At 33.2% G+C, this 16442-nt stretch carries 12 protein-coding genes; 9 read left to right on the plus strand and 3 right to left on the minus strand.

All coding sequences use genetic code 11. The features are described 5' to 3' along the window. The 3 genes from ACQUQZ_RS16535 to ACQUQZ_RS16545 are packed head-to-tail and all read right to left on the minus strand — an operon-like array spanning position 1 to position 5965. Positions 1-2244 (minus strand): hypothetical protein, encoded by a 2244-nt coding sequence (locus ACQUQZ_RS16535; protein ID WP_435356129.1) that lies wholly within the window; start codon positions 2242-2244, stop codon positions 1-3. Next, entirely contained in the window at positions 2207-3214 is a 1008-nt protein-coding gene (locus ACQUQZ_RS16540) for a hypothetical protein (RefSeq protein ID WP_435356130.1), read from the minus strand. Before ACQUQZ_RS16540 ends, ACQUQZ_RS16535 begins: the two co-directional genes overlap by 38 nt. Positions 3215-3247: 33 nt before the next feature. Further along, the gene (locus ACQUQZ_RS16545; RefSeq protein WP_435356131.1) at positions 3248-5965 is read right to left on the minus strand and encodes a hypothetical protein; all 2718 of its coding nucleotides are present in this window, start codon (positions 5963-5965) and stop codon (positions 3248-3250) included. A gap of 170 nt (positions 5966-6135) precedes the next feature. Between ACQUQZ_RS16545 and mnmE the strand changes: the two genes are divergently transcribed. From mnmE to ACQUQZ_RS16590, 9 genes are all read left to right on the plus strand, one after another. Continuing rightward, entirely contained in the window at positions 6136-8019 is a 1884-nt protein-coding gene (gene mnmE, locus ACQUQZ_RS16550) for a tRNA uridine-5-carboxymethylaminomethyl(34) synthesis GTPase MnmE (RefSeq protein ID WP_435356132.1), read from the plus strand. A 222-nt stretch (positions 8020-8241) separates the two neighbouring features. Beyond that, positions 8242-8793 (plus strand): helix-turn-helix transcriptional regulator, encoded by a 552-nt coding sequence (locus ACQUQZ_RS16555; protein WP_435356133.1) that lies wholly within the window; start codon positions 8242-8244, stop codon positions 8791-8793. A 21-nt stretch (positions 8794-8814) separates the two neighbouring features. Further along, on the plus strand, positions 8815-9957 hold the full coding sequence (locus ACQUQZ_RS16560; RefSeq protein ID WP_435356134.1) for a tyrosine-type recombinase/integrase: 1143 nt from the start codon (positions 8815-8817) through the stop codon (positions 9955-9957). 24 nt (positions 9958-9981) lie between these two features. Then, complete coding sequence (locus tag ACQUQZ_RS16565; RefSeq protein ID WP_435356135.1) at positions 9982-10845, plus strand: hypothetical protein; 864 nt, start codon at positions 9982-9984, stop codon at positions 10843-10845. A gap of 100 nt (positions 10846-10945) precedes the next feature. Then, positions 10946-11374: a helix-turn-helix domain-containing protein gene (locus ACQUQZ_RS16570; RefSeq protein ID WP_435356136.1), complete on the plus strand. Its 429-nt coding sequence runs from the start codon at positions 10946-10948 to the stop codon at positions 11372-11374. 259 nt (positions 11375-11633) lie between these two features. Then, complete coding sequence (locus tag ACQUQZ_RS16575; RefSeq protein WP_435356137.1) at positions 11634-11876, plus strand: hypothetical protein; 243 nt, start codon at positions 11634-11636, stop codon at positions 11874-11876. Then, complete coding sequence (locus tag ACQUQZ_RS16580) at positions 11860-13926, plus strand: hypothetical protein (RefSeq protein ID WP_435356138.1); 2067 nt, start codon at positions 11860-11862, stop codon at positions 13924-13926. Before ACQUQZ_RS16575 ends, ACQUQZ_RS16580 begins: the two co-directional genes overlap by 17 nt. Positions 13927-14000: 74 nt before the next feature. Beyond that, positions 14001-14282, plus strand: coding sequence for a DUF3127 domain-containing protein (locus tag ACQUQZ_RS16585; protein WP_435356139.1), 282 nt, complete (start codon positions 14001-14003; stop codon positions 14280-14282). Positions 14283-14406: 124 nt separating this feature from the next. Then, positions 14407-16434 carry an ATP-dependent helicase gene (locus ACQUQZ_RS16590; protein ID WP_435356140.1) on the plus strand — a complete coding sequence of 676 codons (2028 nt, stop codon included), beginning with the start codon at positions 14407-14409 and terminating at the stop codon, positions 16432-16434. The last annotated feature ends 8 nt before the right edge of the window (positions 16435-16442 follow it).

Here is a 16442-nt window from a genome sequence, read left to right on the forward strand (position 1 = left end):
TTACTTCTTATTTAAATAAGTGGTAAAATAACCACATTCATGTATAATTTCTTGATAGTATTTAGTTGATTTAAAATTGGTTTTTAATTCAGCAAAGTATTTCCCTGCTTTAAAATCACCTTTATAGTTTTTAGGTCTGATCCGATAAAACTCATTTTGCTCGCATTTTGCAAGCATAAATGTACACATTGCTTTAAATTCAATATTATTACTTGTTACGAGGGCTTTTTTGTAATAATTAGAGGCTAATTGACAATCATATATCCTACTATTTAACCTACTCCGTTCTTCGTCAGACTGATAGTCTAAATAGTCGAAATTAACGTCATAATTAAAGGCAATGCCTGTTTCATAAAATATTCGAGCATTACCAAAATTCGTAATATTGTAATAACCATTAGCCACTTCAAATAATAAGCGTGCTTTTTCTTCCGCATTTGTAAGTCTATTACTCTCCCTTTTTTTATTATCCATTCTTTTCAAAAAAGATAAAATCGTAAATTTCTCTTTTTGTTCTGCTTCATGGTCACAATCATGACAATCGTTGATATGTATAAGAAATGGGTCGCCTAATAAAATATCATTTCCAGCTTTTGGATTTCTTTCGAGTTTTATTATTCCTTCTGATATATTATCATCATAAACATTGATAATAGCTTGGGTTTCTAATAGTCTATCTTCTGAATAAGCATATTGCTTTTTTAAGAGTTTTTCATATTCATTCTTAGCAGGTGTATTGATAAATTTTATAGTTTTCTCAAGATTGTTATAGTCTTCATAAAAAAACTTTACACAATGAGTTTCCCAGCATTCTGCTTTCAAATATTCTTTTTGTTTTTTATAAATCATTGAAAAACGACTACTTAACCACTGTTTAGCTGTAGTTTTTCTTAAATAAATATCTGCTTCATCCTTTAATATTAATTGAATTGCAGGTAATAATTCTATTTCTGTTTTTTCATTTAACACTGTTTGGGCTTTTATCTTATTAATAGCCCGATATAATGTTATACTATTTTTCAGAAGTGTATTAGATGATTTGCTTTCTGCTTGTGCAAATTGTATTTCTGCATTTTTCAAATCATTTGATAGACTAAATAGATAGCCTAAAGCCAAATGCCAAATAGCTACTTTTTTATTTTGTTGATATAATAATCCTTTTTGAATTGTCTGTATTAAATCAACACTGAGCTTTTCATCTACCAACGCTATTGCTGAGCCATTTAAAATTCGTTCCTCTTCTTTATTTATAGCACGAGTTAGTAATACATCAAGATAAGGACTATCAATATTTAGTGATGCTATTTCTTTAATTGCACGAACCTCGTCGTTTATATAGCCCATCATAAATAGCAGAGTGGATTTTTCTTTATTGTTTTTTGCTAAAAGCAATGATAACTTAAAATCGGCTTCCTCTTGAGGATGAAAACTCCACAAAGCAGTTTCTTGCATCAATTGGCAATTTTCAAAGATTAATGAATAATAATAATTTGAAGTAGCATACTCTTTCCTTTTATATAATGCAGCAGCTACATACCCCAATGCTCTATAATAAGTGTTACTATTAGAGCTAAAAATAGCTTTGTTTTTTATGAAAAAAGCCTCACATCCTTTATAATCTTCATTGAAATACAATAAACGTATTACTTGAAAAAGATAACGTTCTTTGATAAAAACAGATTTAACATTTGCTTCTTGCCTACTGCCTCCCTTAATCAATTTTAAAAGCAAATCATTGTTTTTAAATGTAAGAGGTTCGTAATTCCAATTGCTATTAGCATGATTAGAAAATATTTCACAACGAAGAGCAAAGCCCAAATAAAACAAAAAATCAAGGCTTTTATCTTTATCATCATAAGTCAAAATAGCATTTTTCCTTAAATGTTCACTAATTTGAATATTGGGATTTTTTAAGAAAAAAATCAGTGTATCTATTTGAGGTAATGTGCTTGAATACAACATTTTTTTGATAGTTGTAGTATCAAGTTGTTTATCAAAATAATTATACCAATCAGTAGTGTTTTGTTCATAAAATCCTTGAATTCTTTCAGTATCACCATAATATGAGGATGTTGGTGTTCTGAAAAAAGGCTCAAGTTTTTTTTCTTGAATAAGTTCTGGTGCAAATAGAGAATTATCATAATCTCGACCATATCCATTACTAAAAAAATCACCATCGGCACAAAATGCAAAAAATAAAACGACACTAACGGAAAAGAGAACTGACTTGAAAAAATTCTTCATGTGAAAAATGTGAAATATTTGCAGAGTCTAAGTCAAAAAATATAGTATTTGAAGGATGTTTTATATATTTTGAAAGCAAATTTGCCGCGTGGAAAAGCTCTTTTTGGGTGATTTTTTCAATAACAATTTCATCATTTTTTTGAAAATAAATCCCTTTCCAATACATCCCTTCTAAAAATTGAAAATGTTGTTTATCAATTTGTTTTATAAAAATTTGTCGCTTTAATTCTTCATCATCAATTTTTGAAAGTAAATTAATAATTCTACGATTTCTCAAAACATATCCCCAACGAAAAATTGGTAAAGCAACATCCAAAAACAATGGGTAATTTTTAACATATTTGACATATTGGCTTGCATCATAGTTATTATAAATCGAATTTCTATCAAGATTTCCGAGTTTACCCATATTATAAAACATTAGGACTCCTTTATCGCAAGGAGGAATTCCAGTTTTTGAGTAATATTTTATTTGATGTAATCGAATAGTGACAGAAATAGTATGCTCATATTTCTCTTTTAAATTCTTCAAGAAATCAAAATATTTAGACTTTGTTTCATCGCTCCAGTCACAATCTATCTGAATTTCTTTGTTACTCTTAATGCCAATTATTGTATTAATTTTATCTAGCAATTCGAGTGTTCGATTAGAAAGGTCTCTTATTTCTTTCTCAGAAATATTTGTAAAAACCTCATTTTTAATATAGATAACTGGAGTTATTGAAGTGTTTTTGAAGGAGAAATTTGTAAAATCAACTTTAGCTACTGGTATTGGTTTCTTGTCCCATTTAATATCAAAATACCTAACATAGATAGTACGTACATTAGTCAATAAGTCAGTTTCATTCTTAGTTAAAGAAACTGAAGTCTTCCAATAGTAAAATGAATATCTTCCATCGCCATTTGTTGTTTTATTACAAGATAATAAACATGAAGTTAATATTATTAAATACGTGAATGTGGATTTCATAAATTTTATACAATATCAACTTCTATCCTGACCCTACTTCAACTTCACCGTCCAAACCTCAAAACGAGTCTTATTCGGACTATAGATAAATAGTTTATTATAAGCCTCCAAATAAGAAATGGCTGGTAGTCCACTGGCTTTCAAGGGTTTATCGCCTAAAGTATTTCCTTTTATATCGAAAACTGTATTGTTTTTCCCATCAAAAACAGCAATTAATCTTAAATCATTACCCAAATCGAAATAACGTAATTGCGATTTCATAAAATTGGTGCTTTCGATTTTAATGACCGAATTGCCTTGTTTATTGAAAACAACCAAAGAAGTTGGTGTTCGACGAACGATAAACCAATCTCGGCGATTTTGGTCAAATAATACTTCAAAAACAGTTGCTTTATCGGGGCGTTCTATTTGAATATTTTCATTCTCACGATTATTTCCCGCCATATCTACCTTTTTGATTTCACCAATTTCCGAAACTAATGTTAAGATAGAATTTTGGTCTTTGCCTTCTTCAATGACCATCGAAACGGGACGAGCCGTAAGTGGCACCTTCGGAAACCCTTTCAAACTATGCCCTTGCTCATAGATAATATCCAAAGTGCCGTCTTTCTGTAAAACAGCCAAATAAGTATTATTTTTGAATTTTACGGGCAAAATTTGTATAATGTCATTGAAATTTCCCGAGGTATTTATTTTACTAATTTTCTGCGTTTCTTCATTAATCATAAAGATATTGCCTGTACCATCTGCTACATAAATCTTTGTTTCACTGGCTGCAACGGCTTTTACACCTCCACTAACAGGTACATTCGGAAAGTTTGCGACCAAACCCGTAGCATTATCACGAGTAAAAAACACTAAATTGTTGGGCGTGGTACTTAAATAATGTAACAAACCATTTTGAAAATAATCCGTAGGGATTAAATAACTACTTGTCAGTGGCTGATTGACAGCTACTTTATTGATTGCTTTGGCAGCATTGCTAACCATAAGAACTTGATTATCAGCCTGCTGCAATAATATTTCGTCGGCTGCATTTAATGGATTTTTAATGACGTTTGGATAACCCACAAAAGCGGCATTGCTTGTGAGGCTATCTTGCAGGAAGTATTTATTAACTAATATTTCACGTCGAGTTTGAGGGATTTTTTCAATCAAAAACTTTGTCCCGAAGGTGCTGTTGATGACAAAGTTTTCAAAAGCCATGAATCGAATCGCTTTGGCTCTCGCTTCATGTTTAATCGTAGCACTTTGCCATTTAGGAGGTAATGAATAATAGATATTATTCCAAACTCTTTGTGGACTAATGATTCCTGTAAACTGAGCTTGTGGACTTAATTTCTCAATAAAATCTCGATAAATACCTAACTTTGCCCAAGTTTGACCAGTGTTCAGATTATTTAAGTACTCTCGCATGGCATCATCGCTACTGGCAAGAATAATATAATCATCTTTTTGTGTGTAATAACAGTCGGAAAAACCTCTAAAAATTGAGCCGAAAAGCATCGCTGGCAATTGACTAATTTCAATTTTTCGTACATAATTATTCAAATAAGTAAAAGGTTTGGGCTTGAAATAAGAAGATAATTTTTCGGAAGAATTGGCAAAATCTTCAAACAATGTCAAGGCCTCAGCCGAATCTTCGGTTTTGATTAGCAATATTTTCTTTGAAGGTTCATCGGCTGAGGTTTCCATTTCACACATCACTACTTCGTCTTTCAAAATTGAATAAAAACTATTCAAATTGGCATTTAAGAGACGATTAACACTATCTCGTTCGGCCAAAAGTTCTTGCTCGTTCCTTTGCATATAATTATTAAAATCCTGTGCAAGTCTTAGTTTATTATGAAAACTCATGCGAAAAGTAATCGCAGTGTTTTCTGGAATCAGGTCGGTACAAGTAAATGGTAGTGGCTTTTGTCGTCCAAAAATACCCAGAAATGGAATATTATTGGTGCCACGTGAATAAATATAGGCCGAAACTATATTTGGCACTTTTTGTTTCTCGAATACAATATCGGGGTTGCGAGGTGTGATGTTTCCAAAAAATTCAATCAAATTGGGTGACAATTGAGAAGGCAAAATATCTGCAACATCTTGTAAACTTCTACTTTTGAAATAAATATGAGCCGTTCCTCGGCGACTTTCTTTGAATGGTACTCTCTCAATAGCTACTCCCGATTTGATTCGATTGATCACTTCTTCTAACAGAACTTTTGAACCACTGCTAATCAAAAAATCGTCATGAACAAAAAAATTAAATAGTAAACGACTATTATTTCCATACAATTCGTTGATATGAATACCTTTATAAGTACGACCATAGATTTTTCTTTTAGAAACATCAGGTTGCATAAGAGCATTCAAGAAATTTCCGTCACCAAAAGCTCCTGCTGGAACATAAATGATATATTCAAGGTTCTTTTTATTTTCTCGGTGAAGTGAATATGTAATAAGTTTTTTCTCTATAAATTTCTTTGCTGTTTCTTCATTATCAACGCTTCCCACAAGGGCAGTGAGTTGGGCAAGAGCATCATAAAAAACTGGAACATCTGATAGTTGAGTTGGGTCGTTATGCTTTTTATCAAATAAAGATTGTTGAATTTGGGAGCTTTCGACAACTAAAAAAGCGTTATCAGGCACATAATTCCAAGCATCGTTGAGGGGAGCAAACCAAATTTTATAGGCTATAAATATCGCCACAAGCGATAATACTCCATTGATATACCACAGATATTTAGCTTTTATCATAATCAAAAGTCGAAAGTCAAGGCTTGTAAGTCGATGGTTTTGGATAAATTATCGACTGATTATCTACAATGTCTGATTTTAAATTTTTAGTTGGTAGATTTGCAAAAATAAGTAATTAAAGATGTAATGTTCAAGGTTTAAAGTCCAAAGTTTAAACTTGATAAATAAAAATGATACAATTAGATACAATATGTGCGTTATCGACCCCACAAGGCATTGGAGCAATCGGAGTAATTCGTGTTTCGGGTGAGCGTACTTTTGAGATTGTCAATAAAATTTTCAAAGGAGGTTCTCGAAGCAAAGATCTAAGTAAAGTTGATTCACACACGATTCATTTTGGTACGATTAGAGATGGAAATGTGATTGTCGATGAAGTTTTGATAGCAGTTTTTAAAACTCCTAAAAGTTTTACAAAAGAGGATGTCGTAGAAATTTCTTGTCATGGGAGTGACTATATTATTAGATATATTCTGAAACTTTTACTACAAAATGGCTGCCGAATGGCTCAAGCCGGTGAGTTTACGCAACGAGCTTTTTTGAATGGACAGTTTGATTTGGTGCAAGCCGAAGCCGTGGCCGATTTGATTGCCGCCGATTCGGAAGCTGCCCATAAAACTGCCATGAATTTGATGAGAGGCGGTTTCTCAAATCAATTGAAAGTTTTACGAGAAGAGTTGATTCATTTTGCCAGTTTAGTAGAATTAGAATTAGATTTTGGGGAAGAAGATGTAGAATTTGCTGAAAGAGATGATTTAAAATCTTTAATATTGAAAATTCAGAATTTTCTGAAAAATTTAATAGACTCTTTTGACGCAGGAAATGTCATCAAAGAAGGAGTGCCTGTGGCAATTATTGGGCCACCTAATGCAGGAAAATCAACTTTATTAAATGTCTTGTTGAATGAAGAAAAAGCCATCGTCACCGAAATTGCAGGCACCACCCGTGATGTGATTGAAGATGTACTTTTTATTGAAGGAATCAAATTTAGATTTATTGATACGGCAGGAATCAGAGCAACAAAAGATGTAGTGGAATCAATCGGAATTGAACGCTCGAAAGAAGCGATGCGAAGAGCTGAGATTGTGCTATTATTGACTGATAATCAGGCAATTAACGAGGACTTTATTGCAGATTTTGACGAAGCTAAGATTATTAAAGTTAGGAATAAAATTGATTTATTAGGTAGTTCCACCTCTCTCCTAACCCCTCTTCTACAAGGAGATGGGGATAAAAAAGTCAAGCCCCTCTCCTATGAGGAGAGGGGTTGGGGTGAGGTAAACCTCTCCAACTTAAAGTCTCCTTTCATATCTGTTTCCACTGATTTACTCAAAAAAGCAAGAGAATTGAGACAGAATTTGACAGAAGCAGAAGAATTACTTTGGAAAATATTGAGAAATAGACAATTAAATAATCTAAAATTCAGAAGGCAGCATCCACTTGAAGAAGGATATATTTTAGATTTTTATTGCCATGAAGCAAAACTGGGAATTGAATTAGATGGTGGATATCATAATCAAAAAAAACAAAAGAATTATGATACTGTTCGGTCAATGGATATTGGTTTGGCTTATGGAATAAGAATTATTCGATTTACAAATGAAGATATTCTAAATAACATTGATTTTGTATTGAATGAAATAGTGAGTATGACCTCACCCCTAACCCCTCTCCTACGAGGAGAGGGGAATGAAAAAGTAAAGTCTATCTCTAACGAGGAAAATGGGCAGAACGAGGTAAACAAAAACATTCAACAGTTAAACATTTCAGCTAAAAACAATATAGGAATTGAAGAATTAAAATCAGCAATTGTTGCCAAAGCACGAGTAAAAAAACAAGCTGATACCATGCTGACAAATCTAAGGCATTATGAACACTTGGTAAAAGCAAATGAAGCTTTAACTGAGGTTTTAAATGGTTTAGATATAGGTATTACAGGTGATTTTCTTGCCCAAGACATTCGACTTTCTTTGCATCATTTAGGGGAAATTACGGGTAGTATCACCAGCGATGATTTATTAGCAAATATTTTTAGCAAATTTTGCATTGGAAAGTAACCGACCAAAAGAAGCAAATAGTAAACACATAAAAAAGACAGCTAAACGCCTAATATTTAGGTATTTAGCTGTTTTTTGTTGCCTGTTTGTTTTGTTTTGTTATTGGTTTATTTTGTTTATATTTGTACCTCATTTGTACCTCAACGGAATTTTGTACCTCGAATCCATTTTTTAGGCGAAATAACTGGACACTTTTAAACACTTATTAACAAATAAATACTAATGAGTTCAAATATCAAGCTACAAAGGATATGCCAGCAATGCGGTAATGAATTTACAGCCAAAACAACCGCCACAGCTTACTGTTCAAAGCAATGTAATAGTAAAGCATACAAAGCAAAAATAAGAGCAGGAAAAGTTGAGGTAAGCGACAAAGAAACGAAGCAGATTAAAAACAAACCTATTGAGGACTTGAAGGCTAAGGAGTTTTTAAGTGTTCGGGACGTTGCCAAACTTATTGGCTGTTCTCGACAAACAATTTATACGCTTATCAATATTGACAAATTGAAGGCAATAAATTTATTAAAAAAGAAAACCATTATTAGACGTTCAGACATTGATAAACTATTTGAGCAACCAAAACCACCACAAAAACTTCAACAGCTTATTAAGTATAATATTGAGGACTGTTACACAATTACGGAAGTACAAAACAAATTTGGAATATCAGATTCTGCACTCAATAATATTACTAAGCGAAACCACGTACCAAAAATAAGGAATGGTAAATATACATACGTACCGAAAGTAATTATTGATAAACTATTGAGTTGATATTAAATAATAAAGGACAAAATGGCTACGAAAGTAACACTTCGACAAAAGGCAATTTCTAAAAACAGACATAGCTTGTATTTAGACTTTTACCCTCCAATTATTGACCTCAACACAGGCAAGCCAACTCGAAGAGAGTTCTTAGGCTTTTACCTTTTTGATAAGCCTAAAAGCCCTACTGAAAAACACCACAATAAAGAAACCTTGGCTGTAGCAGAAAGTATCAGACAGAAGCGACAAAATATTTTGGATAAACCCGAAATATACACAGGCTACGAGCAGGAGCAGTTGAGGTTGAAAGAGCAGGGGGAACAAAATTTTATTGAATATTTCAAAAAGTTAGTCGATAAGCGAAAAGCATCGAACCACGATAACTGGATTTCAGCTTATAAATATCTCAACGCTTTTACTAAAGGTACGTTACGAGTAAATGACCTCAACGAAAAGTTTTTCTATGAATTCAAGGAATATCTACTGAGCACACCAAGCAACAAAAGTGAAAAAGCCATTCTTTCACAAAATTCGGCAGTATCGTATTTTAGTAAGGTGAAAGCAGCGTTGAAACAGGCTTTCAAAGATGGTATTCTACAAACTGACCTCAACACAAAAATAGAGTCAATCAAAACAGCAGAAACTCAAAGAAACTTTCTGACAATTGAAGAACTCAACCAACTTGTAAAGACCGACTGTAAAAACCCTCTTCTCAAAAAGGCGGCAATATTTTCGGCACTTACAGGGATACGACACAGTGATATAAAAAAGTTAATTTGGAAGGAACTTGAGTATATAGAAGGGAATGGATATTTTATTCAATTCATGCAGCAAAAAACAAAAGGAGCCGAAATGATGCCAATATCAGAACAAGCGTATAACTTGTTGGGTAATCGAAAAGAAGAGACGAGCAAAGTATTTGAAGGTTTGAAATATTCAGCGTATGAAAATCAACTTTTGAAAGAATGGATACTAAATGCTGGGATATCAAAAGATATTTCCTTTCATTGTTTTCGCCATACATACGCTGTAATACAACTAAGCAAAGGAACTGATATTTATACCGTTAGCAAAATGCTGGGGCATCGAGACTTGAAGACCACCCAAATTTATGCCAAAATAATTGATAAAACCAAGCGTAAAGCAGCCGACACGATACAATTAGATTTTTAATTACACTTTAAATAATTGGAATTTATGGGATTTTTAGAAAAAGCGGAACACTTCATTAGCCAACTTCAATATTCGCTGGCGATTGAGTCTGAACCTATAATTAATATCAATGGTGTTAATTACAATTTAACTTTACATCCAGATATTTTCAATAAACTAACAACAGAATACAAGGTAGATTTTCCATTCCATTATCGGAATAAAATCATTGAGTTAAAAATTCTAATGAATAAAGAACAAATTACGAGAGATGATGCTTTAGAAATTATCAAAAATTATATTAGTACATATTCCCTAAACCTTCCATCTTTAATATTTTCTCACCAATATTACCTTCTATATAAACTTTTTGAAATAAACCAAAAAGAGCTCTCTAACTTTGAGAAGCTCAGGGAAGTTATGAAAATAAATTATAGTGAAGCAGATACACTAGAAATAAAGGATTTAATATTAAATAAACAATTTCAGCCATTGATTCAACAATTAGTCCTTTCTGTAGAAGAAAAAAAGAAAGAAATGTTAATAGAATTGTTGGAAACAATAGAAGGAAAATCAAGTATTGAATCTTCAAAAAATGTTTTAGACACAAACCAAGAAGAACTTCCAGTTTCAAATTTAGGACATAGAGAAATCGCCTTACTTTACTATTATACAGATAAAAAAATTAATGCAAATAACGCCAAAGCTATAGCTGAGAAATCTGGACATAGTAGTGGCATAAAATTACTGGAACATTACAATCTAATTTGTACAAGTGATTTGAATATTACCAACCATAGATTTGCGGTAAAAAACATTGAAAACGTTTTAAAATTACTAAATGATAATCCAAAAGCAAAAGCAAAAGCTGAAAAGGATTTACAAGGCGCCAAGCTAATAAAAAAATAAACTACTTATAATCAAACACTTACAAAATAGTCAACCAGTTGCAACCAGTTGCACCACTTCACTATTTTTAGTTTTACTGCCATAAACTTAAAACAAGTACATGGCACAATCATTTAATCCCTTCGAAGTTTTAGAGTTAAGACTTAACTCCATCGAAGACCTCTTATTAGAATTAAAGCAAAAGCTAATCCCTCAATCACCCGCCCAGTCCGACCAATGGTTCGACATCAACGAGTTATGCAATTACCTGCCTGATAAACCCAAAAAATCAACTGTGTACGGATGGATTCACACGGGTATGGTACCAGTCCACAAAGGCGGAAAAAAATTACGATTTCTAAAAACAGAAATCGATAATTGGTTGTTGCAAAATAGAAAGAAGACTTTGGCAGAATCGGCAAGCGAAGCAGACGCATATCTATTGAGACGTAAAACCAAAAATCGGTACGGAAAAGCCCCTCCTAATGAAGCCGTGAGTGTAGCAGTTCAGCAAATTTTATTCCCTCAAAAGGTTGACCCATTGCCCTAATTCCTATCGATTCAACAAGCCGCTGCTTTTTTGAATTTGGCTGTGCCAACTATGTACACGAAAGTAAGTCGAGGTGATTTGATTTTCTTTAAAAAGTCAAAAAACTTTACTTCTCAAGAACAAGCCTTGTTAAATATTTGACATCGGGAAAACTCTGGGCGAAGAACAACATCATTAATAATACTTTAAATTACAAAAAACAATGATAAACGAATATACATTCATTCATCATGAATGTCAAATTGCAAAGGACTTAAAAATGCCCACTGACAAGTTTCATGAGATGTTAGATAAACATAATATCACTCGAAAAGGATGGGCAACCACTGAATTTATGATTATGGGCTATATGAAAAATATTATAGTGCATAATTTCAGAACACCAGAATTGCCGGGTGAACGAGAGGTCGTATTTTCCGAAGCGGGTCGAAAGTGGGTGAAAAAATTAATAGTATTACTTAACACTGATAAACCTGACCCTTGGATTGAATACTATAACTAAAGAAAGTATCTTCAGTATAACTAATGAAGGCGAAGAAATTTTTAGATTTTATATCCCCGAATATAACAAGATTGGAAAAACGTTTTCCTCGCCACTGCGAGCAGATACAAATCCATCAGCAAGTATTTTTAAATCCGATTCAGGAATGTACTTGATTAAGGACTTCGCAGAAGGAAAGGTTTTAAATGCTATTGATTTTGTAATGATTCTTAAGAATATTGACTTTTATGGGGCAATGAAACTTATAAATCAGGACCTCCAGTTGGGTTTGTCAGAAGCAGTAAAAAAAGTAGATTTTGAAGGAGGAACACTTGAATATTGGGAACAATATAATGTAACAAGTGAAGTCTTAAATAAGTATGAAGTTAAATCTTGGGAAAAATTTAAGACAAATAATGGAATTGAGGTTCGTGCAACCAAAACAAATCCAATTTTCTCTTTCAAAATTGCTGATGCTTATAAAATTTATATGCCACTGGCAAGAGATAAGAAATTTAAGCATCAATGGGTTGGACAAAAATCGAAAGAATATTGTAATGTTTTTGGAATATCTCAACTGCCTGAGCATTGTACTACGATTTTGATTACTGAAGGATTGAAAGATTGTATCGTAGCAAATTCAAATCTGAATGATGATGGAATTTGGGCAGTTGGCATCGACAACGTTGCAACAGGAATTGACTCAAAAACCTTGGGATTACTGAAAAGTAAGTGCGATAACTTAGTGTTATCTCTTGATATTGACGAAAAAGGATTAGAAGGAAGTAGTAAAAAGTCCACAATGTATGGATTACGAAATTTTATTCTACCATCAATATTGAAGGATTCTGGTGGGAAAGACATCTCCGATTGGTTTCAATTGAAGTTGGAAAAACAAACGCTCCTTGATGAATTAGGAAGAGTTCTGGCGAGTTCAGAACCGCCTATTTCAAAGGAAAAAGTTGGAAGAAGTCCAATTTTGATGAAACTTTTAGAGAGTGAACAATTGATAGCTAAGTATGCATCAGAGGAAATAATTTATTCACCTCCTTTGATTTCACATGGCGAAACACCAGTAATTCGGGAGGGTACAATTAATATTGTCCAAGGAAAATATGGAAGCCATAAGACAAGAATTGTAGAACTATGTTGCAGCTTATTATTAAGTGAGCCTAACTGTACGAGTGATTTTCTTGGATTACAAAAGACTGATAGTAAGCAAGTTACAATTATTTACATTGATACCGAACGTAACCTAAAAGAAGAATTTCCTACAGGGATTCTGTCGATAAAAAACAAGGCTTGTATTGATATAAATACAAAGACTTCAACGTTTAGGTTTACATCTATCAAATCCATTGAAAGAAGTAAGAGGTTGGATGCAGTGAAAGATTTTGTAAATGCAGTTAGGGCAGAAACTGACAACCATATACTGGTAGTGTTAGATGTTGCAACCGATTGTGTGGCAGACTTTAATTCTCCTTCTGAAAGCATGAAGTTATTTGATTATCTTGGTAATCTATGTGATAACTTTAATGCAACGTTCCTGTTAATACTTCACGAGAACCCAAACTCGGAAAAAGCTCGTGGGCATACAGGAACTGAAGGTGCAAACAAGGCCTCAACCGTTATCCATATAGGATTTGAGAAAGATGGTAAGAATCAAGACACTGAACTTATCAAGTTGAAGTTCTTGAAGATTAGAAGTGCAAAGCGTGCTGAACCTTTATATTTGGTGTATTCAGATATAGCTAAAGGGTTGATTTTGGCAGATAAGGAACTGGTAAGACAGAAGACGGCAGAGCGTCGTCAGGTAGCGGATGTTGAGATGGTAGCTGAAAAAATAGGAGATATTTTTAAAGAAGCGACCATGCCTCAAAAAGAACTGATTGAAATATTAAAAACTGAGTTTGAATGTTCAGATAATACCTTGAAAGAAAGGTTGAAAGATATCGAGGAGCAGCAAATTGAGATTACAAATATAAGGTCAGAACCATGTACAATCAAAACTCATAGTGCCCCTGGTAAAGCAACTTACTATGAATTAGTCGTACAAACAATAGAAGAATAAATTTTATTACCACCCAACCAATCCAAACCCTTATACAGGCAATTGTTTTGGTTGGGTATAAACCGAATTTTCCAATGAAATTTTGTGGAACAATAACAGAAGTATTTCCATTAATGGAAATGACAATTAATGAAAAACCGAGTAAAAAAGTAGAATTTCTACTTGAGTATGAGTCAGGACAGTGGCCTAAAAATATAGTGGTTGAGGTCTGGAATGATAAAGTTGATAATCCTAATATTATTGTTGGGAATAGAGTAGCGGTAGAGGTCAACTTAAAATCAAGAAAAATGGGGGATAGATATTTCAATAATATCACAGCCAATCGCATTGATTTAGTAGAAGATAAGGTAGCTTAGTAGCTGATACCAAAACATAGGAAAATGCCTAATGTTACCCTTTAAACTTATCTATTATTGTGTAACGTTAGGCAAAAGCCTATGTGTTTAATAAGAATTTTTGATGTCTCAAAATATAGAGATTATGACAGAACTTAATGAAAATCAAAGGAAGGCAGTAGAATTTAGTGGCAAACATCTGCTTCTACTGGCAGGAGCTGGGACTGGCAAAACTAAAACCATCATTGCTCGTGCTGTCGATTTAATTTCCAAAGGTGTTTCTCCAAACAAAATTTTAATCCTAACTTTTACAAAGCGTTCTGCCCAAGAAATTGTAACAAGGATTGAATCTTCATTGGGACCTAATCAAGCAAGGAATCTATCGGGAAGCACTTTTCATTCTTGGTGTAATCATCTACTACTTTCCCATCCGAACGAATTTGGGTTGAAAGATTTTACTATTATAGATGAAGATGACCAAGTAAATATAATGAAGTTGATATGTGGAAAAAATAACCTTCAATTTGAAAATCTGAGGATTAAACCCCAAAACTTGGTTGATATGTATTCCTTTGCACGCAACACTAAGAAAAATCTTACAGAAACTATAAAAATCAAGTTGTTGGCAGACCTAAAGGATGGAGAACTTGAAAAAGCCTTGCAAGAAATCAAGCCGAATATAGAAGTAATTTTGAGAAGTTACGAAGCGAAGAAGAAAGAGCGAAACTACTTAGATTATGATGATATATTGCAAATAGTGGCTAAAACCCTGCAAAAAGACGAAAATGCAAGAAAAATTATTGGCAGTAAATATGAACACATTTTAGTGGATGAAATGCAGGACACTAACCCTTTACAATGGGATTTGCTAAATCCTTTTCAAGATTATTGCCATCTCTTTTGTGTGGGCGACGATGCACAATCAATTTATTCATTTCGAGGGGCGGATTTTAAGAATATCCATCATTTCAAAGAAAATGTGAAGGATTCAGAGGTATATAAACTCGAAGATAATTATCGCTCGACACAAGAGATTTTAGATTTATCTAACTGGCTTTTGGAGAAATCTCCACTCAAATATGATAAAAAACTAAAAGCAGTAAGAGGTGTTGGGATTATACCACAATTGGTCAATGTTGAAAGTGAATGGGAAGAGGGGTATTTTGTAGCAGATAAAATTTTAGACAATTACCATCATAAAAATAAAGAATTTAGGCACCATTTAGTATTATCACGTTCACAATTCTACACGAGAAGTTTGCAAGCGGTATTCATTGAAAAGAAAATTCCATTTGTTACTTATGGTGGTAGAGGTTTTATGGAATCGGCTCATTTGAAAGACTTATTTGCAGCTTTAAGAGTTGTTAATAACAAGAACGATGAAATTGCTTGGATGAGGTTTTTAACCCTTTGGCAGGGTATTGGGGATGTAAGAGCCTCCAAATATCTTGAGCAGATTTTAGGCTTTAATAGCATGGAAGAATGCTTATCATGGTTGCAATCGTTAACTGGTGCGAGTGAACAAAAACTGGCTCAGACCATCAAGAGCATTTTTGATAATAAGCAAGATTTAGTGCAAGCGGTGCATGTGGCGTATGAAGAATTGAAGGAAAGATTATCTGTAAAATACGTAGAAGACTGGGAAAATAAAAGAAAGCCTGATTTTCCTGTTTTAGAAATTTTGGCAAGTAAATACTCTAATTTAAGTGAATTTATTACAGAATGCTTATTGGACAATTCACCTAAAATAAACAATTCGCCAACTCTACAAAAGTCTAAAATTGAGCAAAGCGAGAATAAAGATAAAGTTATAATTTCGACCATTCACTCAGCCAAGGGATTAGAAGCTGATACTTGTTTTGTGCTGAATGTGTCGCCAATGCAATATCCTCTAAGCTACTCGATTGGTAATCTTGATGAAGTGGAGGAAGAGCGACGAATCTTGTATGTTGCCTTAACCAGAGCAAAGGATGAATTGATTGTAACACGTAGCAAGAAATCAATTTATGCAGAAAATTATCAGGTGGAAAATCAAACAGTTGAAAGCTATTTTCTGAATGAGTTACCAGATAATTTAGTCGAACAAAAATCACTCGGCACAAAGCAATGGGGAATAGAAAAATCTGATAATCAGCAAAATAATGCAGTAGATTTCGGAATGGATTTTTCATGAAAAGCTCT

It is taken from the genome of Emticicia sp. SJ17W-69, from assembly GCF_051209875.1.
GTDB lineage: Bacteria > Bacteroidota > Bacteroidia > Cytophagales > Spirosomataceae > Emticicia.

Coding starts and splice junctions, on each gene's coding strand:
- ACQUQZ_RS16535 (WP_435356129.1), bottom strand. CDS start 2,244: ATGAAGAATTTTTTCAAGTCAGTTCTCTTTTCCGTTAGTGTCGTTTTA.
- ACQUQZ_RS16540 (WP_435356130.1), bottom strand. CDS start 3,214: ATGAAATCCACATTCACGTATTTAATAATATTAACTTCATGTTTATTA.
- ACQUQZ_RS16545 (WP_435356131.1), bottom strand. CDS start 5,965: ATGATAAAAGCTAAATATCTGTGGTATATCAATGGAGTATTATCGCTT.
- mnmE (WP_435356132.1), top strand. CDS start 6,136: ATGATACAATTAGATACAATATGTGCGTTATCGACCCCACAAGGCATT.
- ACQUQZ_RS16555 (WP_435356133.1), top strand. CDS start 8,242: ATGAGTTCAAATATCAAGCTACAAAGGATATGCCAGCAATGCGGTAAT.
- ACQUQZ_RS16560 (WP_435356134.1), top strand. CDS start 8,815: ATGGCTACGAAAGTAACACTTCGACAAAAGGCAATTTCTAAAAACAGA.
- ACQUQZ_RS16565 (WP_435356135.1), top strand. CDS start 9,982: ATGGGATTTTTAGAAAAAGCGGAACACTTCATTAGCCAACTTCAATAT.
- ACQUQZ_RS16570 (WP_435356136.1), top strand. CDS start 10,946: ATGGCACAATCATTTAATCCCTTCGAAGTTTTAGAGTTAAGACTTAAC.
- ACQUQZ_RS16575 (WP_435356137.1), top strand. CDS start 11,634: ATGCCCACTGACAAGTTTCATGAGATGTTAGATAAACATAATATCACT.
- ACQUQZ_RS16585 (WP_435356139.1), top strand. CDS start 14,001: ATGAAATTTTGTGGAACAATAACAGAAGTATTTCCATTAATGGAAATG.
- ACQUQZ_RS16590 (WP_435356140.1), top strand. CDS start 14,407: ATGACAGAACTTAATGAAAATCAAAGGAAGGCAGTAGAATTTAGTGGC.